Origin of the sequence: Marinobacter segnicrescens (genome assembly GCF_900111555.1) — a bacterium.
Classification (GTDB): Bacteria; Pseudomonadota; Gammaproteobacteria; order Pseudomonadales; family Oleiphilaceae; genus Marinobacter; species Marinobacter segnicrescens.
This window is the reverse complement of sequence record NZ_FOHZ01000003.1, coordinates 134,078-156,728: the sequence shown is the minus strand read 5'-3', so window position 1 is coordinate 156,728 and position 22,651 is coordinate 134,078. Positions and strand designations below refer to the sequence as shown.

Below are 22,651 nucleotides of genomic sequence, written 5' to 3'. Positions count from 1 at the left end.
AGCGTCAGCTCTGCCGCAGTGCCACGGCAAGGTCGGAGAGATGGTGCCAAGGGGACAAGTCACCGTAGCCCTTGGCTGCCCGGTCGGCCTCACTGCACAGAGTCAGGGCCTGGTGGAGGACAGGGAGTGCTAACCGGCGGGCCGCTTGCTCGATGGCACGGGCCCGTTGTGGCTGAAATACGCCATTCTTCTTCAGGAATGCAGCCGGGGCTTCTCGTTGCTTCATCGCTTGCTGAAGCTCCAGGGTCATGTTGAGATCCCGGACCAGCACCGCCAGCAACCCCAACGGACTTTCCCCTTCCTGCTGCAATGTGGTGATGACCTTCCGGGCATGGGCGGCCCTTCCGGCCAGAAGGTCTGTAATGACCTCAAAGATATTGAAGCGGGCGCTGTACTGAACGGCTGCTTCCACCACATCCTCATTGATGGTTTTCTCGCTGGCCAGCAGGCTCAGCCGATCCAGCTCCTGGCTCGCCGCCAGGAGGTTGCCTTCAAGTCGTTCGCTCAGCAGGTTCAGTGCTCTCTGGGTCAGTGTCAGCCCCCGCGACCGGGCCCGTTGCTGGAGCCAGCCGGCAAACTTGTCCGGATCCACCGGCCACACAGTGACGTGTATGCCGGCTTTCTGCAGTTGTTTGTACCATTTTCGGCGCGTTTCGGCGGCGTCCAGGCGGGTGCTGATCAGCAGGAGCAGGATATCGTCGGCAGGTTGGGACAACGCGTGCTCGATCACATCGCGGCCGTCACCGAGCTTGCCGTTAGGCAGGTGGATCTCGATGCGACGCCGCTCGGCAAACAGTGACATGGCACCCAGTTCGTCCCGGAGGGCGCCCCAGTTAAGGTGCTGGTCGGCGTGGTAGACCTGGCGGTCGTTGAAGCCTTCTTCCCGGGCCTTTGTTCGGATCCGGTCACAGGCTTCCTGGACAAGCAGTGGCTCATCCCCGGATACCAGGTAGACAGGCGCCAGGGATTTCTCCAGTGCCTGGCCGAGCTGCCCCGGGTTGATCTTCATGGCGACGTTTCGCCGCTGTCTTTTTCGGAGGCGTCGAGGATCTCGTCAATCCGCCGCTGGTCAAAGGGCGCCAGACGGTATCCAATCTGCCTTACGAGGTTGTCGTAAAGCTGCCTTTCGATCTCCTCCCGCTCCCGGCGCTTGGCCAGCACACTGGTAGAGTCGAACCGATAGCTCTGGGAGGCACTCACATCCGTGTCCGGCAGCAGGGGAATACCCTCGCGGGTTTGCAGCATGATACTGACACTCTGGCGTAACTCGTATTCGGCGGCCTCGGCTCGGGCTGAGATAGCGCTGGTGCGCTGGGTCTGGCTGAAATTACCCACAAGGAGCAGGTGCGCCGCGTCTTCACGACTTTCAGACAGGGCCACGTCACCAATGATGAACTGTGACTTCAGCGCCTGGCAAAGGTCTGTGGGGACGCCGGACTGACAGCCCACCCAGAGTGGCTCCAGCGCCGGAGGCACTGGCGATGCGCCCCGAAGCTGAAAACCACAGGCGCTGACCAGTACTGCCACCAGGCCAAGACTGAATGCCGTGCCGAGCTTTCTCATCACCGTCTCCGGATATCAGTTGGCGACTACGTTGACCAGTTTGCCGGGCACTACGATGACCTTGCGTACCGTCTTGCCCTCGGTAAAGCGGGTAACGTTCTCGTGTTCCAGGGCCAGTTTCTCCAGATCGTCCTTGCCGATGCCCGCGGGTACGTCGGCCTTGCCGCGAACCTTGCCGTTCACCTGCAGTACCACCTGAATCTGACTGCGAACCATGGCGCTCTCATCGGCGATTGGCCAGGGTGCATCCACGACTGGCTCCTCATGGCCCATGGCCTGCCAGAGCGTGTGACAGACATGGGGAGCGATGGGCGAGAGCATCAGCACGGCTGCGTCCAGCGCTTCCTGTATGACCGCGCGGTCCTGCTCCTCGGTGGCGTCCAGTCGACCGACTTCATTAAGCAGTTCCATGACCGCTGCAATGGAGGTATTAAAGGTCAGGCGGCGGCTGATATCGTCGCTGACCTTGGCGATGGTTTCGTGGGTCTTGCGGCGCAGGTCACGGCGCGCATCGTTCAGTTGTTCCACATCGATGGCCTGTACCGGACCGCCGGTGGTGTGTTCCCGCACCAGGCGCCACAGGCGCTTGAGAAAACGGTTGGCCCCTTCGACGCCGCTGTCGGACCACTCCAGTGACTGCTCCGGCGGTGCCGCGAACATCATGAACAGACGCACGGTGTCGGCACCGTACTGGTCAATGATTGCCTGGGGGTCAATTCCGTTGTTCTTGGACTTGGACATCTTGGTGACGCCGCCGATTTCTACCGGCTGGCCGTCTTCCCGGTGGATGGCCTTGATCACCTGGCCCTTGCCGTCCCGCTCCACGGTCACGTCAGCCGGAGCGATCCAGCTGGTCTTGCCTGACTCGTCGGTACGGTAGTAGGTCTCTGCCAGCACCATGCCCTGACAGAGCAGGCGGTTGAACGGCTCGGAGCTGTTTACCAGGCCTACGTCCCGCAGCAGTTTGTGGAAGAAGCGGGCGTACAGCAGGTGCAGGATGGCATGTTCGATGCCACCGATGTACTGATCGACAGGGAGCCAGTAGTTGGCTGCGGCCGGGTCCAGCATGCCCTTGTCATAGTTGGGGCTGCAGAAGCGGGCGTAGTACCATGACGACTCCATGAACGTATCGAAGGTGTCTGTTTCCAGGGTGGCTGGCTGGCCGTTGTACTCGGTTTTCGCCCACTCCGGATCGGCCTTGATGGGAGATTGAACGCCATCCATTTCCACGTCTTCCGGCAAGCGTACCGGGAGCCTGTCGTCCGGAACCGGCATTTCAGTGCCGTCGTCCAGGGTCATCATCGGAATCGGTGCGCCCCAGTAGCGCTGGCGGGAAACACCCCAGTCCCGCAGGCGGTAGTTTACGGTGCGCTTGCCAATTCTGTTCTCTTCGAGGTAAGCGGCGATGGCGTCAAAAGCCTCCTCGCTGGTCAGGCCACTGTAGCTGCCTGAGGAAACCAGGGTGCCCTTCTCAGTGAAGGCTTCTTCCTGCACATCCAGCTCGCGACCATCGCTGGCGGCGATAACCTGCTGGATTGGCAGACGGTACTTGCGGGCAAATTCGTGGTCACGCTCGTCGTGAGCCGGTACTGCCATCAGGGCACCCGTGCCATAGTCCATCAGCACAAAGTTCGCGATCCAGATTGGAATTTCTTCCTGGGTCAGTGGGTGAACGGCCTTGTAACCCGTGTCGATACCCTTCTTTTCCATGGTGGCCAGTTCGGCCTCGGCCACCTTGCTGTTGCGGCATTCATCGACAAAGCGAGCGACATCGGAGTGCTCGTCGGCGGCCTTTTTGGCCAAGGGGTGTTCGGCAGCAACGGCCATGTAGGTTACGCCCATCAGGGTGTCAGGGCGAGTAGTGTAGACCGTGAGCCCGTCACCGGCATCCTTGAGGGGGAAGGTCAGCTCAGTGCCCTCGGACTTGCCGATCCAGTTACGCTGCATCGTTTTGACCTGTTCCGGCCAGTCTTCCAGCTGGTCCAGGTCCTTGAGCAACTCTTCGGCGTAATCGGTGATGCGGATGAACCACTGCGGGATCTTCTTCTGTTCCACTACGGCACCAGAGCGCCAGCCGCGGCCATCAACCACCTGTTCATTGGCCAGTACGGTCTGATCCACCGGGTCCCAGTTCACTGTGGACATCTTCTTGTACACCAGGCCCTTTTCATACAGGCGAGCGAAGAACCACTGCTCCCAGCGGTAATAATCAGGGTCACAGGTAGCCAGCTCCCGATTCCAGTCATAACCGAAGCCCAGCTGTTTAAGCTGCTTCTTCATGTAATCGATGTTGGAACGGGTCCACTTGGCCGGCGCGGACTTGTTGGCAATGGCGGCGTTCTCGGCGGGCAGGCCAAACGCATCCCAGCCCATCGGCTGCATGACGTTCTTGCCCTGCATGCGCTGGTAGCGGGAGATGACGTCGCCGATGGTGTAGTTGCGCACATGGCCCATATGCAGCTTGCCGCTGGGGTAGGGGAACATGGACAGGCAGTAGTACTTGGGTTTGCCGGGCTCCTCCTTCACCATGAAGGTGTCGTTGTCTTCCCAGAATTTGCGGGCATTCTGTTCAACATCGCGGGGATTGTATTGCTCGTCCATTCCTGCCATTGCCGTTTGGTACCTTGTGTCGGAAAGAAGCCGCCAGCGGGCTTCGATCAGAAAAATGTTGCCGAAGTGTTGTTAAATTGGCCGGACATTCTAACGTACTGGCGCGGCAACAGGTAGCCTGCCAAACGCCCGGCTTTATGCCACACTGAGTGAAACGACACCGTAAGGAGTGGCCATGACCGACCAGGAACGCAAAGATCAGCCGAAACAGCTTTCCAACCAGGCGCTTGAAGCCTACGACCGTATGCTGGAGCGGGTGGAAAGCCGGCTCGCAGACGCCGAAGAACGCACGCTGGATACCCTGCGGCAGGAGATCGACGATGCGGTAGAGTTCGAAACGGAACTGGAACGCCTGACCCGGGATGAGGCCAGCCTGTTGGCGGCTTACCTGAGGCGGGACCTGGAACACCTGGTCACCTTTGTTGGCGGCACGGGGGAGGGGCTCAGGGAATGGCTGCAACTGGACCTGTCACTACTGGAGCACAAGCTCCAGGACCTGCTGTTCTCCATCGCCGACAAGACGCGGCTGGACACCCTTGAGCTGGACCAGAAGCTGAAGAACGAAGACGTTACCCATTATATGACGGGGGAGGTAGCTACCGCTGGCATGTTCCGTTGCCTGAATTGCGGTCACATGACATGCCTTACCGCAACCAGCCAGTTGGGGCCCTGTGAGGCGTGTGAGAGTCACTATTTTGAGCGGGTAACGGGCCAGTGGCCTCCCGCAACGTGACTTCCCCTGCGGTCCGCTTGCGGGACGCAGGGGAAGGGTAGTAGGCGGATGATCCGCCGGGTCTCAGGCCCGGCGGTTCCGGATGAGGCCCTGGAGCAGGTCGTTGACCGCCCCCGGAATGTCGTCACCACTGTCCGCCTCTACACTGATAGTGGCTACGTCGGTACCCAGGTTGACCGCAACGGCGATCAGGCCATGGGACGCCAGCAACTGGGCCGTGCGACGGCGGTCATCGGCGGTTCCGGCGTTCTCTTCGGTGAGGACCACGGACGTCTTGCCCTGGTCGAACAGTGTTCGCTCTACAGCGATGGCCAGGTCGCCCGCCTTGCGCCCGTTACAGGCGATGATGGCAGGCGTCTGCGCCAGGCGGCGTTGCCGCTCTTCGGCGGTAACCGGGTCGAGGGACTCCACGTCGCTGGCGGTGCCCGCGATCATGCCAGCGCCGATGGTGACGTTGGTCAGACGGTCGATGACGATAAAGCTACCGGTAGCATGGTTGCGCGGGTAGGCATCGAAGGCGACGGGCTGACTCAGGGTGAGCTCGCACAGACCGATTTCGTTCAGGGCCAGTTGTGAGGGGCTGGCGCTCTGTTCCAGGGTGTTTACATCTGTCTGGTGATGAATCTTCTTTACCGTTGCCGAAGTAAAGGTTGGTCCCAGTTTGATGTCATACAGGCGGCCCGTTTCCAGCGGTGCATCGGTCATCCAAACGATATTGGCGTTGAAGCGGTTGCCCACCTCCGGCTCGTCTTCAACTTTCACCAGCATGTCGCCCCGACTGATGTCGATCTCGTCATTCAGGGTCAGGGTAACGGCCTGGTCAATGTAGGCTTCTTCCAGGCTGCCATCGAAGGTCACCACATCCTTTACGGTGCTCTTGCGACGTGAGGGCAGGGCCATGACCTCATCCCCCGGGCGGATCACGCCTGAGGCGATTGTGCCGCAGAAACCGCGGAAATTCAGGTTGGGGCGGGTGACGTACTGTACCGGGAAGCGGAAGTGCTCCAGGTTCTTGTCCCGGGACACCTCTACGGTTTCCAGGATTTCCATCAGGGGCTGGCCGCTGAACCAGGGCGTGTTCTCACTCCGGTTCACCACGTTGTCCCCCTCAAGGGCGGAGATCGGTACGAAGCGGATATCCTTCAGGCCCAGCTTGGCCGCGAAGGCCAGGTAGTCTTCCTTGATCTCGTTGAACCGTTCCTCGCTGAAGTCCACCAGGTCCATCTTGTTAATGGCAACCACAATGTGGCGGATGCCCAGCAGGGACGCGATATAGGAATGCCGGCGGGTCTGTGTCAATACAGCGTAGCGGGCGTCAATCATCAGGATCGCAAGCTGTGCGGTGGACGCGCCGGTGGCCATATTGCGGGTGTACTGCTCGTGACCGGGGGTGTCAGCAATAATGAACTTGCGTTTGTCGGTGCTGAAGTAACGGTAGGCCACGTCAATGGTGATGCCCTGTTCCCGCTCAGCCTGCAGGCCGTCCACCAATAGCGCCAGGTCCAGCTTCTCGCCGGTGGTGCCCATCTTGGCGCTGTCGGTTTTCAGGCTGGCCATGTGATCTTCGTAGATCATCTTGGTGTCGTGGAGCAGGCGGCCAATGAGGGTGCTCTTGCCATCATCCACACTGCCGCACGTCAGCAGGCGCAGCAGTTCCTTGTTCTCGTGTTGCTTCAGGTAGGCCTGAATATCTTCGGCAATCAGATCAGACTGGTGTGACATCTCAGAAGTACCCTTCCCGCTTTTTCTGTTCCATGGAACCGGCAGAATCGTGGTCGATCACGCGGCCCTGACGCTCGGAGCTGGTAGCCAGCAGCATTTCCTGGATGATTTCCGGCAGCGTGTCCGCCTCGGACTCGATGGCACCGGTCAGCGGGTAGCACCCCAGGGTGCGGAACCGGACGGATTTCATCATCGGCTTCTCGCCCTCCCTGAGTGGCATACGGTCGTCGTCCACCATGATCAGGGTGCCGTCCCGCTCCACGACCGGCCGTTTGGCGGCGTAATAGAGAGGGACAATCTCGATGTTTTCCAAGTAGATGTACTGCCAGATATCCAGCTCGGTCCAGTTGGACAGCGGGAACACGCGGATGCTTTCGCCCTTGTTAACCTTGCCGTTGTATATGTTCCACAGCTCCGGGCGCTGGTTCTTGGGGTCCCAGCGGTGGTATTCGTCCCGGAAGGAGTAGACCCGCTCCTTGGCTCGTGATTTCTCCTCGTCCCGGCGGGCACCACCGAAGGCGGCATCAAACTTGTACTTGTCCAGGGCCTGCTTGAGGGACTGGGTCTTCATTACATCGGTATGCTTGGCGCTGCCGTGGGTGAATGGACCGATGCCCTGCTTCACGCCGTCCTCGTTGATGTGGACGATCAGGTCCAGGCCATATTCCTTTACCTTCCGGTCCCGGAAGTCGATCATGTCCCGGAACTTCCAGGTGGTGTCCACGTGCATCAGTGGGAATGGCGGCTTGCCCGGGTAGAAGGCCTTGCGTGCCAGGTGCAGCATGACCGCGGAATCCTTGCCGATGGAGTAGAGCATTACCGGGTTGTCGAACTCTGCGGCGACCTCCCGGATGATGTGGATACTTTCAGCTTCCAGCTGTTTGAGATGGGTCAGGTTGTACGTGGTCATAGTTCAGCTCACCGGGGCATGGCGGAAGCATGCCCAAAACAGGGATAAAGAGGCGTTGTCAGAGGAAGGCTACTATACCAGTGGCGGGTGCTTATAAGAAGGTGAGCTAGTAGAGTTTCCGGCTATAACAATATGCGCAGAGCGGCCAGCCGGTTATAGGCCCCGGGCTGCGTTGTCAGCGGGTTTCAGTGAGTGCCGTCGGTCAGCAGGCGATGGACGTACTGGTCTACGTAGTCAAAACCACGGCCGTCGAAATCAACAAAGCGGATGCCCAGGTGGAACTCGTCCCTGGCCACCCGGCGCAAATGGGCGATATGGCATCGAGCTGACAGGCTAACGGTTTGTTGGGCCAGCACCGGTACCTCGAAGCGGGCGTGGACGTCAATCCAGTCGCCGGGAGCCGGTGGACGCTTGCCCGGGATCAGGGTTGCCGTGACCTCGTTGGTGCAGCGCAGCATCATGCCGGCGCGGGAAAGGTTGCACATTTCGCACTCGATGGGGGGCTGGCCCGGGCGGTTCACGGTCACGGTCAGGGAGACCTCGACCCGTTGCTGGTCACGGAGGTTCGGTTCGGCGGAACGGGGTTTGACCCGCATCGGCTTGGCCGGGGCGGACTCGACGTTGAGCGGCTTTCCCATGGTCATATCCTGTTCGATCGTGTTACCTGTCGTGCCCGAAAATTAGGTAACGGCGCTCTGAAAAACCTGGTGCGCGTCCTGCGTCCTGACAATGGCGTTGCTGTCGATCAGTGCTGTGTGGCGATTTTCCCTCGCCGGTACCAGGCCTCTTTTCGGAGGCTCGGAGAACAAGTCTGTAACTTCGGGCGGAGATTACAGTTTTTATTATCCATCGAGTGTAACTGGTGGTTTAGTGACCAGCAAGAGAGTGTGTCGTGACGGCTGTCATGTTATGAAACATTCGTTTGGACAAGGATTGCACACCTTCTGGTGGCTGGCCCTGGTGAGGTAGAATGCCCGGGTTTCACTTTCTGACCTTGAGCGGCCCCCTGATGACACAGAAAACTCCCGCCACTGGTAGTGGCAAAGTCGGATTTATCAGCCTTGGCTGTCCCAAAGCCCTGGTGGACTCGGAACGCATCCTGACCCAGCTCCGTCTCGACGGCTATGACGTCGTGCCAACCTACGACGATGCCGACATCGTGGTTGTGAACACCTGTGGCTTTATTGATGCGGCCAAGCAGGAGTCCCTGGACGCCATTGGTGAAGCGATCAATGAGAACGGCAAGGTCATTGTCACGGGTTGCATGGGGGTGGACGCTGAAAAGATCCGGGAAACCCATCCCGGTGTGCTGGCAGTTTCGGGTCCCCAGGCTTACGAGGAAGTGGTGGGCGCAGTCCATCAGTATGTCCCCCCAAAAAAGGACCATGATCCCTTCGTGGACCTGGTGCCGCCCCAGGGCATCAAACTGACACCCCGTCACTACGCCTATCTGAAAATCTCTGAAGGCTGCAACCACAGCTGCACCTTCTGCATCATTCCGGACATGCGTGGCAAGCTGGTAAGCCGTCCGATTGGCGATGTCATGGACGAAGCCCAGCGCCTGGTAGATGCCGGGGTGAAAGAGTTGCTGGTAATCTCCCAGGACACCTCAGCCTATGGCGTGGATATCAAGTACCGCACCGGATTCTGGCAAGGCCGGCCGCTGAAAACCCGGATGCAGTCCCTGTGCGAGGCGCTGGGTGAGATGGGCGTCTGGGTACGCCTGCATTACGTCTATCCCTATCCGCACGTAGACGACATCATTCCACTGATGGCGGAGGGCAAGATCCTGCCGTACCTGGATATACCTTTCCAGCACGCCAGCCCAAAAGTGCTGAAGGCCATGAAGCGTCCGGCCCACGACAGCAAAACCCTGGAGCGCATCAGGAAATGGCGGGAAATGTGCCCGGAGCTGACCATTCGCTCCACCTTCATCGTTGGCTTCCCGGGAGAAACCGAGGAAGACTTCCAGTACCTGCTGGACTGGCTGGATGAAGCCCAGCTCGATCGTGTGGGTGCCTTCACCTACAGTCCAGTGGAAGGCGCGAAGGCCAACGACCTGGAAGGTGCGGTTCCGGAAGAGGTAAAAGAGGAGCGCCTGGCGCGGTTTATGGCCAAACAGGCCGAAATCTCCACCGCACGTCTGCAGGCGAAGATTGGCAGCACCATCGATGTGCTCATTGATGAGGTGGATGAGGAAGGTGCCATCGGTCGCTCAAAAGCCGATGCCCCGGAGATCGACGGCATGGTATACCTCAATGGTGAGACCGAACTGCAGCCAGGCCAGATTGTCCAGGCGGTGGTAGAGCATGCTGATGAGCACGATCTTTGGGCTGTGCTGGCCTGACGCGAGGGCCAGGTACCTATAAACGCGAAGCCCCGGTTCTCCGGGGCTTCGTCGTTCCTGCTCAGTCGTTGGTGACCCTGGCGACGATGTCGGCATAGTACTCGTCGAAGTCCTTGAACTGGACGCTGTCACGGCCGCAACAGCGAATGTTGCCGGACTTGATATCGTACACCCAGCCGTGAATCTCGATTTTGCCGGTAGCCAGTTTCGCGGCTACCACCGGGTGAGTGCGCAGGTGCTGGACCTGCTGCTGTACGTTCTCTTCGATGGCTTCGTTGAGGTACTTCGTGTCCAGTGGCTCGTCACCGGCGATACCGTGGCGCTCCCGCACGATTTCCATGGCAGACCGGCAGTGGCTGAGCCATTCCTTGACGTGGGGCAGGCCCTTCAGGGCCGGAATGTCCAGCGCACCCTTGATGGCACCGCAGTCGGTGTGACCGCAGACAATAATGTGCCGCACATGCAGTACTGCCACTGCATATTCAATGGAGGCGGTCATGCCTCCGGTCTCGTTGCTGTGAGGCGGGATCACGTTACCGGCGTTGCGGCAGATAAACAGGTCACCGGGGTTGGAGCCGGTGACCATGTTCGGGTCAATGCGCGAATCGGAGCAGGTAAAGAACAGTACGTCCGGATTCTGGCTATCGGCGAGGGAGCCAAACAGGTCCTTATGCTCCGGATAGACGTTCTTTCTGAAATCGATAACGCCGCGAACAATATGATCCATGGTTTTCCTCCGGCCCTTCAGGCGTCCAGCTTCTTCTGCAGGATTTCATTGAACAGCTTGGGATTGCCCTGACCTTTGGACGCCTTCATCAGGGGCCCCATAAAGCCCCCGAGCATTTTTTTGCGTTTTTTCGGGTCCTCCTCGCTCTGGTACTGGGCCACCTGGTCCGGCATGCCTGCCAGCACCTCGTCCACCATCTTCTCCAGCTCGCCGGTATCTGAAACCTGTTTCAGCCCCTTGGCATCAATAATGGTATCGACGTCGCTGCCGTCGCCTTCCCAGAGCGCCTCGAAGACTTTCTTCGCACCTGCTGAGGAAATGGTGTTATCGGCGATTCGCGTGACCAGCGCGCCCAGTTGTATGCCGCTGACGGGTGAGTCGTTGACGGACCGTTCCTCCGCGTTCAGGCGAGCCGAGAATTCACCGAGAATCCAGTTGGCGGACAGCTTGGCATCCTCCCCGTGTTGGGCCGTTTCCTCGAAGAAGGCGGCCAGCCTGGCGTCTGCAGCCAGCAGGCCGGCATCGTAGTCATTCAGTCCATACTGGTCCATGAAGCGGGCCTTGCGGGCGTCGGGGAGCTCCGGGAGGCTGTTGCGGGCTTCATCGATAAAGGCTTCATCGAGCACCACTGGCAGAAGGTCCGGGCAGGGGAAGTAACGGTAGTCGTTGGCTTCTTCCTTGGTGCGCATGGAGCGGGATTCATCCCGGTCGCCGTTGTACAGGCGGGTTTCCTGCACGATCTCGCCGCCGTCCTCCAGGATGTCCATCTGCCGTTCCACCTCGTGGTGAATGGCCTGTTCCATGAAGCGGAAGGAATTCAGGTTCTTGGTTTCCGTGCGGGTGCCAAGGGTGTCAGAGCCCTTTGGTTTGAGCGAGATATTCACGTCAAAGCGCATGGAGCCCTGGGACATATCGCCATCACAGATGCCCAGGGAGGTCACAATACCGTGAAGCTTTTTGGCAAAGGCAACGGCTTCCTCTGCGTTAGTCATATCCGGTTCGGTGACGACTTCGATCAGAGGGGTTCCGGCCCGGTTCAGGTCTACACCGGTCATGCCATGGAAGTCCTCGTGCAGGGACTTGCCGGCGTCTTCTTCCAGGTGCGCATGGTGGATGCGAACCCGCTTTGATTCACCGTTCTCGAGTTGGATATCCACGTAGCCGGGACCTACGATGGGACGGGCCAGCTGGGTCGTCTGGTAACCCTTGGGCAGGTCCGGGTAGAAGTAGTTCTTTCGCTCAAACACAGACCGGCGCTCGATCTCGGCATTCACCGCCAGGCCAAACATGACCGCGTAGCGGAAAGCCTGCTCGTTGGGTACCGGCAGGGTGCCGGGCATGGCCAGGTCAACGGCATTGGCCTGGGTATTTGGCTCGGCGCCATAGGCGGTGCTGGAGCCGGAAAAGATCTTGGTACGGGTGGCGAGCTGAACATGGATCTCCAGCCCGATGACGATATCCCATTGCATGTGACACTCTCCTCCGTCGGGCTTAGTTAGGCTCGCGCTGGTGCCAGTCGGTCACCTGCTGGAACTGATGGGCGGCGTTGAGCAGCCGGGCTTCGGAGAAATAGTCCCCGATGATCTGCAGGCCAACCGGCAGGCCGTCGATGAAACCGGCCGGGACCGACATGGCCGGCACGCCGGCCAGGTTGACGGCAATGGTAAACACGTCCTCCAGGTACATGGTCACCGGGTCGGTGCTCTTCTCACCCTGGACAAACGCCGGCGACGGGGAGGTCGGGCTCATCAGGACGTCTACCTCCCGGAAGGCGTTGATGAAATCCTGCTGGATCAGGCGGCGGACTTTCTGGGCCTTCAGGTAGTAGGCATCAAAGTAGCCGGCGGAAAGGGCGTAGGTACCCACCAGGATCCGCCGCTCCACCTCATTGCCAAAGCCTTCTGCCCGGGTGCGGGTGTACAGGTCCATCAGGTCCTTCGGGTCTTCACAGCGATAGCCATAGCGAACGCCGTCAAACCGGGACAGGTTGGCGGAGGCTTCCGCCGGGGCGATCACGTAGTATGCGGCTATGGCCAAATTTGCGTGGGGCAGGGACACTTCCTTAACCGTGGCCCCCAGCTTCTCGTATTCTTTTACCGCGTCACGGACCTGTTGCTCCATGGCCGGGCTGAGCTGCTCGGAGAAATACTCCTTTGGTAGCCCGATTTTCAGGCCCTTCAGGGGCTCGTCCAGGGTGGCCGTGTAGTCCGGTACCCCGCGATCCACACAGGTGGAATCTTTCGGGTCGAAGCCGGCCATTACGTTCAGCATCAGGGCGTTGTCTTCTGCCGTGCGGGCCATGGTGCCACCCTGGTCCAGGCTGGAGGCGAACGCGATCATGCCATAACGGGATACCCGGCCATAGGTGGGTTTGAGGCCGGTGACGCCACACAGGGCGGCGGGCTGGCGGATCGAGCCGCCGGTGTCAGTGGCCGTGGCCGCCGGTACCAGGCGTGCGGCTACGGCTGCCGCGGAACCACCGGACGAGCCTCCGGGGACACGCTTGGCGCCCCAGGGGTTGGTTACCGGCCCGAAATAGCTGGATTCGTTGGACGACCCCATGGCAAATTCGTCCATGTTGGTCTTGCCCAGACATACTGCGCCAGCCTTGCGGAAATTGGCGGTAACTGTGGCGTCATAGGGCGGAACGAAGTTTTCCAGCATTTTCGAGCCGCAGGTGGTGCGCACACCCCGGGTGCAGAAGATGTCCTTGTGGGCAAAGGGGACACCGGTCCAGGGTGTCGCGTTACCATTGGCGCGCTGCTCGTCAGCGGCCCTGGCGTCTGCCAGGGCCTGGTCTTCGGTTACGGTAATGAAGCTGTTGTATTTGCCATCTTCACAACGGATGCGATCAAGAAACTGACGGGTCAGTTCGACGCTGGAGACAGTGCCCTGTTCCAGCGCACGGGAAAGTTCGGCTACGGATTTGTTGTGCATGGTGGTTCCTGGGTCGCTGGTCGGTCACTCGATAACGCGGGGGACAAGGTAAAGTCCATTCTCCGTTGCCGGAGCAATGGCCTGGAACTCGGCACGCTGGTCGGTCTCGGTAACTTCGTCCGGCCGCAGGCGCTGGACGGCGTCCAGGGGGTGGGCCAGGGGCTCGACGGACTCGGTATCGGCGGCGCTGAGCTGGTCCACCAGATCCAGGATATTGCCCAGGTCCTTTTCCAGGGCGGACACCTGTGCATCATCCACCTGGATGCGGGCGAGCACCGCAACTTTTTCAATGTCCTTGCGGGAAATGGTCACGCATTGCCTCCGGAATTAATGGAAAAGCGATATGTTAACAGATTCAGAGTTGTGCGCAGTACCCCGGTAAAGCTGTAAAGGCTTGTAACCCGGCGCATCGCGCCTTGCCTGCGGGGGTGCTCACTGCTAAAGTTGCCGCATCATTTCCAGACTGCATTTCTCAGGTTGAAATAACGCGAATGTTGAAACGTATCCGAGGCCTATTCTCCAGCGATCTCTCGATCGATCTTGGTACCGCAAACACCCTTATTTATGTCCGTGAGCGGGGGATCGTGCTGAATGAGCCTTCGGTGGTTGCGATCCGGACCAACAACTCCCAGAAGATGGTTGCCGCCGTCGGCTCCGAGGCGAAGCGAATGCTTGGCCGGACTCCCGGTAACATTACGGCTATCCGTCCCATGAAGGACGGTGTTATCGCCGATTTCGTGGTCACCGAGAAAATGCTGCAGCACTTTATCCACAAGGTGCATGAGAACAGCTTTATTACTCCGAGCCCGCGGGTGCTGGTGTGTGTGCCCAGCAAGTCCACCCAGGTTGAAAAGAAAGCGATTCGTGAATCCGCCCTGGGCGCCGGTGCCCGGGAGGTGTTCCTGATCGAGGAGCCCATGGCGGCAGCGATTGGCGCCGGCCTGCCGGTTGAAGAGGCCAGTGGCTCCATGATCGTCGACATTGGCGGTGGTACCACCGAGATTGCCATCATCTCACTGAACGGCATCGTTTACGCAGAATCCGTGCGGGTTGGCGGCGACAAGTTTGATGAAGCTATTGTCACCTATGTCCGTCGTAACTACGGCAGCCTGATCGGTGATTCTACCGCCGAGCGCATCAAGCACGAGATCGGCTGCGCTTACGAAGGCGTTGAAATCCGGGAGATCGATGTTCGTGGCCGCAACCTGGCGGAAGGTGTTCCCCGGGCGTTCACACTCAACAGCGAAGAGATTCTCGACGCTCTGCAGGAGTCCCTGGCGCAGATCGTCCAGACCGTCAAGAGCGCGCTGGAGCAGTCCCCTCCTGAGCTGGCATCGGATATTGCCGAGCGCGGCATTGTGTTGACCGGTGGCGGCGCCCTGTTGCGGGGCCTGGACAAGCTGATCAGCGAAGAAACCGGCCTGCCGGTGATCATAGCGGAGGATCCCCTGACCTGTGTCGCCCGCGGTGGCGGCAAGGCCCTGGAAGTTATCGACCGTGGCGGAATTGGCATGTTCTCCCAGGAGGGGTGACCGTGATTCCGGGTTCCGGCCTGACTGACTCATGCCCGATACCGCCGCTGGGGTTACGCCCCAGCGGCGGTTGCGTTATCGGGGCAAGGGGGTTGCGCCATTAAGACCATTTTCGTGCAGGGTCCTGTTCCAGGATTCCGTCTGCTTATAGTGCTGGTGTTGTCGGCGGTCCTGATCGTGGCAGATGACCGCTTTGAACGGCTCGAACCCTTGCGCAGTGGTATTGCCAGTGCGCTTGCGCCGGTATTCTGGTTGGGTAACGCCCCGGATCGTTTCGGGGATTGGTTTGCAGGCGTGGTTACCCCCAGGGAAGACCTGCTCAGCGAAAATGAAGCCCTCAAGGCCCGCCTGATGATTCTTGAGCGCCGTGCCCTCAAGTACGGTGCCCTGGCCGCAGAAAACAACCGTTTGCGGGAACTGATGAATGCCTCTGGGGCGCTTGATGACCGGGTCGTGGTCGCCGAGGTTGTCGGGGTGTCCCCGGATCCCTTCTCCCATGAAGTGATCATCAACAAGGGTGCCCGGGATGGTCTGGAAGCCGGTCAGGCAATCCTGGACTCCAATGGCCTGATGGGCCAGGTGCTTTATACCGCGGCGTTTACCTCCCGTGTATTGCTCATTTCTGACAGCAGCCATGCAGTACCGGTAGAAGTCCTGCGGAATGGCCTGAGGGCTATTTTGCTGGGCAATGGTGATATCGGTCAGCTGGAGCTGGTCCATGTGCCGGATACCGCCGATATCCGTGAAGGAGACGTCCTGGTGAGCTCTGGCCTTGGGGGGCGTTTCCCGAAGGGGTATCCGGTGGCTGAAGTCTCCCACATTACCAAGGACCCCGGTGCCCCCTTTGTGACTATTCACGCCACTCCGATGGCCCGGCTGAGCAGAAGCAAGCTGGTGCTGGTGGTGTTCTCTGAGGCCGGGGCGGCTGGTACTGAGGAGCTGTACGACCAGCAGGAAGCCGGCAGCATGGCCCCGGACGCTGGCCCGGAAACCGGCGGAGAGACCAACTGATGCTGTCGATAATCAGTTATCCGGTGATGTTCCTCAGTATCCTGCTGGCGCTGGTCGCAAGTATTTCCCTGTTCCCCCAGGGCTGGTTCGAGTTCCGCCCGGAATGGCTGGCGTTGGTAGTATTCTACTGGACTTATCGGGCACCGGCCCAGTTCGGCATTCTGACAGCTTGGGTGCTGGGTCTCTTGCTGGACGTGCTCGAGGCGACGCCCCTGGGGGTTAACGGGCTCGCCATGGCGGTAGTGGCGTTCCTGGTGCTGACAGTCCACCAGCGCCTGCGAATGTTCCCGCTGATCCAGCAGAGCATAATCGTTTTCCTCCTGGTGGGGATCAACCAGATGCTGGTGCATTTTATCAAACAGATACTGGGAGCAGAGACGCCAGGGTTTGCCTACCTGTGGCCAGCCGTGACCAGTGCCGGGCTGTGGCTGGTGTTATGCCCATTGCTGGACAAACTGAACCTGAAACTCGGCTGACTGTCCTGTCGGAAAACGCATGATGAAACACTCGGTCATACTGGCCTCGGCATCGCCGCGAAGGGCAGACCTTCTCAGGCAGCTTGGGCTATCCTTTGATACACAGCCAGTGGCTATCGATGAAACCCCACGTCCGGGGGAGGAGCCGGAAGCCTATGTGCAGCGGCTGGCCCGGGAGAAGGCCCTCGCTGGCTATCAACAGGCGGGGCAGGCGGAAGCCCTTGTCATCGGCTCCGACACCACTGTGGTGCTGGAACACTGGATCCTGGGTAAGCCTGTGGATCGGGAAGAAGCGAAATCAATGCTTCAGGCCCTGTCAGGCCGCACACACCAGGTAATGACCGGCGTTGCCCTGACGACCAGTGATGGTACAAAGGTATCCGTCAGCACAACCGATGTGGAATTCCGTTCCCTTGATGAACGTGAAATTGACGCCTACTGCGATACGGGCGAGCCCATGGACAAGGCTGGTGCATACGGCATACAGGGCCGCGGCGGCGCCTTTGTGGCATCCATCAAAGGCAGTTACAGTGCAGTTGTAGGGCTGCCCCTGGACGTGACCGCGGGCCTGCTGACAGGGGCAGGTCTGCCGGTCTGGCACTACTGGACATCCAACAACGGAGAATGACATGAGCGAGGAAATCCTGATCAACGTGACCCCGGTGGAAACCAGGGTGGCACTGGTTGAAAACGGGATGCTTCAGGAAGCTTATGTCGAGCGGACAACCCGCAGGGGGATTGTCGGTAATATTTTCAAGGGTAAGGTAGTCCGCGTCTTGCCGGGTATGGAGGCGGCCTTCGTCGACATCGGACTGGAGCGGGCTGCGTTTATCCACGCTTCCGACGTCATGCCATCCACCTCTGCAGGGGATAATGGCGATACCGGGGATGGTCCCAGAACGGTACCGGACATTCGAACGCTGCTACGGGAGGGGCAGTCCCTGGTTGTTCAGGTCACCAAGGATCCCATCGGCACCAAGGGTGCGCGGCTCACTACCCAGCTTTCCATTCCTTCCCGTTACCTGGTGTTCATGCCGGGTGTTCACCACATCGGGATTTCTCAGCGCATCGAGGATGACGATGAGCGGACCCGCCTGAAGGGCATCCTGGAAAGTGCCATCAGCGAGCAGGAAGACTGTGCCGGCGGCTTTATCATCCGGACGGCAGCGGAAGGGGTGTCCGAGGAGGACCTGCTGGCGGACATGGTGTATCTGCAACGCCTGAACCAGTCTATCGTGGACCGGATAGAGCATGTGATGGCGCCGTCCATCATCTACCAGGACTTGCCCCTGTTTATCCGCACCATTCGTGACCTGATCCGGCCTCAAACCGAAAAGGTTCGCATCGATTCGCGGGAAAGCTATCAGCGGGTGATGGATTTTGTTCGTGAATTTGTGTCCGAATTCGAAACCAAGGTGGAGTACTATCCCGGCGAGCGCCCGATCTTTGATCTCTACAGCGTTGAGGATGAAATCCAGAAAGCCCTGAGCCGCAAGGTCCAGCTGAAATCCGGTGGCTATGTGATCATCGACCAGACCGAGGCCATGACCACCATTGATATCAATACCGGAGGGTTTGTCGGCCACCGCAACCTGGAAGAAACCATCTTCAAGACCAACCTTGAGGCCGCGCGGGCCATAAGCCGTCAGCTCCGGCTGAGGAACCTTGGGGGCATCATCATCATCGACTTTATCGATATGGAAGACCCTGAACACCAGCGCCAGGTACATCGGATGCTGGAGAAGATGCTCGAGCGGGACCACGCCAAGACCAAGATTACCGGTGTCTCCGAGCTGGGCCTGGTGGAGATGACCCGCAAGCGCACCACCGAAAGTCTTGGTCAGATTCTGTGTGAGCCCTGTCCCATCTGCGATGGCCGCGGCTTCCTCAAGACGGCCGAGACCGTATGCTATGAAATATTCCGGGAAATCCTGCGGATCAATCGCGCCTATGATGCGGAAAGTTACCTCGTGATGGGGTCACAGAAGGTGGTAGATCGTTTGCTGGATGAGGAGGCTGACAATGTGGCGGACCTGGAAACCTTCATCGAAAAGTCCATTCGTTTCCAGGTTGAACCCTTCTACAGCCAGGAACAGTACGATGTGGTGTTACTCTGAGCACAATGGCCCGGCCAGCGTCCCCCTCTCCTGACCCAGCCCGGGAGTCCGGGGGACGGTCCCTGTCCCGTTTTCTGCTGCTGGCCCTGATGTGGCTGTCCATCGCCCTGTTGCTGGTGATCGCTGTGCTGACCAGTTGGGCGAGGTACACCGCCGAGCACGTTGATGATTACCGGCCCCGGCTGGAAGCCTTGCTCAGCCAGCGGCTGGGCCAGGAGGTGTCTATCGAGTCGCTCTCGGCCCGGTGGCAGGGGGCGGATCCGATTTTGCTGGCGGAAGGTCTGCGCATCGCCCACCAGGATGCGCCGGACCGTAGTGCGGTAGCGCTGCAACAGCTGCTGTTGCGCCTGGACGGGCCCAGGTCACTGTTACGCATGGGGCTGGTGTTCCAGCGGATGGAAGCCGACGGCCTGGACCTGGTGGTTGAGCAGGACTCTGACGGGCGCCTTGCCATTGAGGGGCTGACCCTTCCTGAGCCAGGGCCGGGTCTGAGCGGAGAGCCCCTGGAGAGAGAACAGTGGCTGGAGCCGCGACGCTGGCTGGATGAACTGACGGCCAGGATCTCTGACCCACACATTCGTCTTACCCATCTTACCGTCGGCCTGAAGACGCCAGACGCTGACACGGTGTTCCTGGACGTTCCACAGCTGGACCTGGCTTACGGTAATCAGCGGATGTCTGCCTCTGGCCGTGCCATGCGCCAGGGTACGCTCGAGCAACTGGCCACGTTTTCGGTTACGGGCCAGGACCTGTTTGACGGCCGCTTTACGGGCCAGGTCTGGGCGGAGTTGACTCCGGGTGCCTTCTTTGAAGGACTCACTCGGGGACTTCAGTGGCGCGGCTTCGAGATTCGTGAGCTTAACGCCGATGCCCGCACCTGGCTAAGCTTCCAGAATGGCCAGTTAGAGCGCCTGAACGGTCAGCTTGAGGTGCACCGGGTGCAGCTGGATAGCGAGCTGGATACCCTGGCCCCCCTGCGAGGGCTGTCTGCCCGGATTGGCTGGCGGCGCACCGACGGTGGCGGCAGCTTCCACGTCAAGGAGCTGGGTTGGCGTTGGCAGGAGGACCAGGTGACCGGTGTGGAGGGACGAATTGACTATGATCGCCTGGCGTTCCACGTCAGGGCGCCCAGGGTAGCGGTAGGTCCCCTGGCTCGGCTGGCTGTGGCTTCGGAGCTGTTGCCAGCCCGGGCCCAGTACCACCTTGCTGCACTCGCTCCTGAAGGTGATCTGTCGGCTTTCGATCTGGAGATCCCCCGTAAACTGCCTGAGGAATTCCACCTGTCCGCCCGCCTTGAAGGTGTATCGGTGCAGCCCCATCAGGGCGCACCCGGTGGCGGCAATGTACAGGGCAGGCTATGGCTCAATCGCCATGGCGGGCAGGTGGGGGTCGACGGTGAGGATACGACCCTGCACTTTCCGGAACTCTTCGCTGGCCCCTGGGCTTTCGGCCGGGCGTCCGGCCAGGTTGGGTGGCGCCTGGACGGGGGGATCACCCGGGTTTTCGCCCGTGACCTGCAGATGACCTACCAGGACCGGACCCGTCTCGAAGGCGCCTTTGATCTCCGTCTGGACCGTTACGGGGAGGATAACCTGGGCCTGAAGGTATCGGTCGAGAATGGCGTGGCCAATATGCTGGCGGACTTTGTTCCGGTGGGTGCCGTCGATCCGGAACTCTATGACTGGCTGACAACGGCTATCCTCGAGGGTGATATTACCCGCGGCGAGTTCTACGGGCATGGCCAGATCGGCAAGGACACGCCCCGGTTCGCCTTCAGCACGGCCATGGAATACGAATTCCGGAACGGGCGCATCGCCTACGATCCCGCGTGGCCTGAGGTTACCGATGCCAATGGCCGCGTCCGTATCCACAATGGCCGTACCCATGTGGAGTTGGACCAGGCACAAACCGGTGGCCTGTCACTACCGCAAGCTGAAGTGGTTGTCAGCCCCGAGGAAGCTTCGCCAGTGGTCAGTGTTACGACCCGGGCTGCTGTCGATGGTCAACGGATTGCCTACTGGCTGGCGGAAACCCCGCTGGGAGAGATGGCCGGTGGGGCCGGGGAGGCCCTCTCGGTGTCTGGTGATTATGACGTAGACCTGTCGTTGCGGTTTCCGCTCGGTCCCGACCCTGATGTTGACGTGGATGCCCGTGTCCGCACCAGTAACGGAGAGGTTTACTACCCGGCAGCAGATCTGCGCTGGCAGGGAATCAGTGGCGATCTTTCCTATAGCTCGGTCGGAGGGTTCTCAGACGATCCCCTGAGCGCCCGCTTCCTTGGTCAGCCCGTAACGATCAAGCTGGCCGGCAATGGCGGCAACAAAGGCCTGACCATCAGCCAGACCGGGCAGACCGATGTGGCCACCCTGGCCGCAAGGCTGCTACCGGAAGGCCAGGTTATCAACGGCATCGAAGGGCGACTGCCATATGGGGCAACCCTTGATTTCTCATCCGGCGTCCCGGCCCGCTTGTTGATTAATGCCAGCAGTGCCGGTCTCTGGTCGGACTGGCCCACCCCGCTGGGGCGGGAAGCGGGCCCGGAAGAACGCATCGAGGCCCTGGTCCGCTGGCCGGACGGTGACCGTGTGCAAATCGAAGGGCGTTGGGGAGAGCGATTATCTGTGGCACTGGAATGGCGCCAACAGGGCTTCTTTAATGGCCAGGTGGTTGTAGGCGGAATTGGTGCCTACCTGCCGGAAGAGGCAGGCCTGGTGGTCAGGGCGAATGTGGATCGATTTGTCCCCGGAGAATGGCAATCCTGGTTTGACCAGATAATGGCTAACTCCGGTGCAGGAGGTCGCGGAACGGGCAGCCAGTCGGCCGGTTCCGGTTTTGACTGGCTCACGCGGGTAGAAGTGTCCATGGAGGAACTGGTTCTGGGCGACCACGCACTGCCAGGGGTGACCGCAACGCTGACCCCTGAGCCGGGCGGTTGGCTGCTGACTACGGACTCCTATCGGGCTACCGGGGTGGTTCGTATCCCTGCCGACGGCAAGCCGGTCCTGGTGGACCTGGAAAGACTGCGGCTGGCACGTTCCGACGATGATGCTGCTGACGAGGCTGCGCCCCTGTTGACTCCCACAGAGCAGCTTGAGACGTTCCGTAATATGGCTGCCGGACAATGGCCCGAAGTGGATGTGCGCATCGGCTCGCTGTGGCTGGGTGACGATCCCGCCGGGGCCTGGTCATTCCTGCTGTCTCCCTCCCCGGACCAGGTGACGCTTCAGGATCTTCAGGGCCAGATCGGTTCAATGGCCTTTGATGGCCGGGTCCGTTGGGGAGTAACCTCAGGCGAGGAAGCAACGGTGCTGCAGGGCGTGCTGGAGGGCGGCAACCTGCAGGACGCAGCGACCCTGTTGGGCATGGAGGCGCCCCTGACCAGTGAAAGCTCGGTCATTGATCTTGGCCTTTCCTGGCCGGGGCGGCCGGATCAGTTCGCCGTCGGACGCCTTAATGGTGAGTTCAGTCTTCGCCTGGAAGATGGTGTCATTCTTGAAAATAACGATACTGCGCAACTGTTCCGCCTGTTCAACCTGCTCAATACCGACACGTTGCAGCGACGGCTGACCTTCGATTTCTCCGATCTATACGAGGCCGGGGTGGCCTTTGATGCCATCTCCGGCCAGGGAACCCTGAAGCAGGGTACCCTGAGCTGGAATCCGGATCTCCAGCTGGCGGGCCCTTCAGGTGCCCTGCGAATGTCCGGTTCCACGAACCTTGCAAACCGTACGCTGGACATGCGGCTGGTAGTGATCCTGCCCCTCACCCAGAACCTGCCACTGGCGGCGATCCTCATGGGGGCATCACCTCCCGTTGGCGGTGCGCTGTTTGTGTTGGACAAACTGCTGGGGGAGCCATTGAGTAAACTGACCAGTGCAACCTATAGTGTCGGTGGCACCTGGGACGATCCCGAGGTCAACCTGCGCAATATCTTTGACGCCGGCAACCAGGACTGAGGGTTCCGAA

At 60.1% G+C, this 22,651-nt stretch carries 18 protein-coding genes; 8 read left to right on the top strand and 10 right to left on the bottom strand.

Features of this window, described 5'->3' with window-relative positions; translation table 11 throughout:
- Positions 1-4: 4 nt before the first annotated feature.
- The 3 genes from holA to leuS are packed head-to-tail and all read right to left on the bottom strand — an operon-like array spanning position 5 to position 4,164.
- The gene (gene holA / locus BM036_RS04975) at positions 5-1,009 is read right to left on the bottom strand and encodes a DNA polymerase III subunit delta (protein WP_091849130.1); all 1,005 of its coding nucleotides are present in this window, start codon (positions 1,007-1,009) and stop codon (positions 5-7) included.
- Positions 1,006-1,563, bottom strand: coding sequence for an LPS-assembly lipoprotein LptE (locus tag BM036_RS04970; protein WP_091849129.1), 558 nt, complete (start codon positions 1,561-1,563; stop codon positions 1,006-1,008). The genes holA and BM036_RS04970 overlap by 4 nt, the downstream gene beginning before the upstream one ends.
- A gap of 15 nt (positions 1,564-1,578) precedes the next feature.
- Positions 1,579-4,164, bottom strand: coding sequence for a leucine--tRNA ligase (leuS, locus tag BM036_RS04965; protein WP_091849353.1), 2,586 nt, complete (start codon positions 4,162-4,164; stop codon positions 1,579-1,581).
- 184 nt (positions 4,165-4,348) lie between these two features.
- Here leuS and BM036_RS04960 point away from each other — a divergent pair, with 184 nt between their 5' ends.
- A complete protein-coding gene (locus BM036_RS04960; protein ID WP_091849128.1) occupies positions 4,349-4,906 on the top strand; it encodes a zinc ribbon-containing protein in 558 nt (185 codons plus the stop codon).
- Positions 4,907-4,969: 63 nt separating this feature from the next.
- Here BM036_RS04960 and cysN read toward each other — a convergent pair whose 3' ends face one another.
- The 3 genes from cysN to BM036_RS04945 all read right to left on the bottom strand — a co-directional run bounded on the left by cysN (position 4,970) and on the right by BM036_RS04945 (position 8,176).
- Positions 4,970-6,628 (bottom strand): sulfate adenylyltransferase subunit CysN, encoded by a 1,659-nt coding sequence (cysN, locus tag BM036_RS04955; protein WP_091849127.1) that lies wholly within the window; start codon positions 6,626-6,628, stop codon positions 4,970-4,972.
- A gap of 1 nt (position 6,629) precedes the next feature.
- Positions 6,630-7,538, bottom strand: coding sequence for a sulfate adenylyltransferase subunit CysD (gene cysD, locus BM036_RS04950; RefSeq protein WP_091849126.1), 909 nt, complete (start codon positions 7,536-7,538; stop codon positions 6,630-6,632).
- 185 nt (positions 7,539-7,723) lie between these two features.
- A complete protein-coding gene (locus BM036_RS04945; RefSeq protein WP_245742475.1) occupies positions 7,724-8,176 on the bottom strand; it encodes a PilZ domain-containing protein in 453 nt (150 codons plus the stop codon).
- 371 nt (positions 8,177-8,547) lie between these two features.
- On the opposite strand from BM036_RS04945, the gene rimO reads away from it, so the two are divergent.
- The gene (gene rimO, locus BM036_RS04940; RefSeq protein ID WP_091849349.1) at positions 8,548-9,885 is read left to right on the top strand and encodes a 30S ribosomal protein S12 methylthiotransferase RimO; all 1,338 of its coding nucleotides are present in this window, start codon (positions 8,548-8,550) and stop codon (positions 9,883-9,885) included.
- Positions 9,886-9,946: 61 nt separating this feature from the next.
- Here rimO and BM036_RS04935 read toward each other — a convergent pair whose 3' ends face one another.
- The 4 genes from BM036_RS04935 to gatC are packed head-to-tail and all read right to left on the bottom strand — an operon-like array spanning position 9,947 to position 13,861.
- Positions 9,947-10,612: a carbonic anhydrase gene (locus BM036_RS04935; protein WP_091849125.1), complete on the bottom strand. Its 666-nt coding sequence runs from the start codon at positions 10,610-10,612 to the stop codon at positions 9,947-9,949.
- A gap of 17 nt (positions 10,613-10,629) precedes the next feature.
- Positions 10,630-12,081 (bottom strand): Asp-tRNA(Asn)/Glu-tRNA(Gln) amidotransferase subunit GatB, encoded by a 1,452-nt coding sequence (gene gatB, locus BM036_RS04930; RefSeq protein ID WP_091849124.1) that lies wholly within the window; start codon positions 12,079-12,081, stop codon positions 10,630-10,632.
- 22 nt (positions 12,082-12,103) lie between these two features.
- A complete protein-coding gene (gene gatA / locus BM036_RS04925) occupies positions 12,104-13,549 on the bottom strand; it encodes an Asp-tRNA(Asn)/Glu-tRNA(Gln) amidotransferase subunit GatA (RefSeq protein WP_091849123.1) in 1,446 nt (481 codons plus the stop codon).
- 24 nt (positions 13,550-13,573) lie between these two features.
- Entirely contained in the window at positions 13,574-13,861 is a 288-nt protein-coding gene (gene gatC / locus BM036_RS04920) for an Asp-tRNA(Asn)/Glu-tRNA(Gln) amidotransferase subunit GatC (RefSeq protein ID WP_091849122.1), read from the bottom strand.
- Between the two features lie 179 nt (positions 13,862-14,040).
- On the opposite strand from gatC, the gene BM036_RS04915 reads away from it, so the two are divergent.
- The 6 genes from BM036_RS04915 to BM036_RS04890 all read left to right on the top strand — a co-directional run bounded on the left by BM036_RS04915 (position 14,041) and on the right by BM036_RS04890 (position 22,641).
- Positions 14,041-15,081 (top strand): rod shape-determining protein, encoded by a 1,041-nt coding sequence (locus tag BM036_RS04915; RefSeq protein WP_091849121.1) that lies wholly within the window; start codon positions 14,041-14,043, stop codon positions 15,079-15,081.
- A 114-nt stretch (positions 15,082-15,195) separates the two neighbouring features.
- On the top strand, positions 15,196-16,092 hold the full coding sequence (gene mreC, locus BM036_RS04910) for a rod shape-determining protein MreC (RefSeq protein WP_091849120.1): 897 nt from the start codon (positions 15,196-15,198) through the stop codon (positions 16,090-16,092).
- Complete coding sequence (gene mreD / locus BM036_RS04905) at positions 16,092-16,568, top strand: rod shape-determining protein MreD (protein ID WP_091849119.1); 477 nt, start codon at positions 16,092-16,094, stop codon at positions 16,566-16,568. The genes mreC and mreD overlap by 1 nt, the downstream gene beginning before the upstream one ends.
- Before the next feature lie 19 nt (positions 16,569-16,587).
- Positions 16,588-17,196, top strand: a complete 609-nt coding sequence (locus BM036_RS04900) for a Maf family protein (protein ID WP_281247009.1) — start codon at positions 16,588-16,590, stop codon at positions 17,194-17,196.
- A gap of 1 nt (position 17,197) precedes the next feature.
- Positions 17,198-18,685, top strand: a complete 1,488-nt coding sequence (gene rng / locus BM036_RS04895; protein WP_091849118.1) for a ribonuclease G — start codon at positions 17,198-17,200, stop codon at positions 18,683-18,685.
- A gap of 5 nt (positions 18,686-18,690) precedes the next feature.
- Positions 18,691-22,641, top strand: a complete 3,951-nt coding sequence (locus BM036_RS04890) for a YhdP family protein (protein ID WP_091849117.1) — start codon at positions 18,691-18,693, stop codon at positions 22,639-22,641.
- Positions 22,642-22,651: the final 10 nt, after the last annotated feature.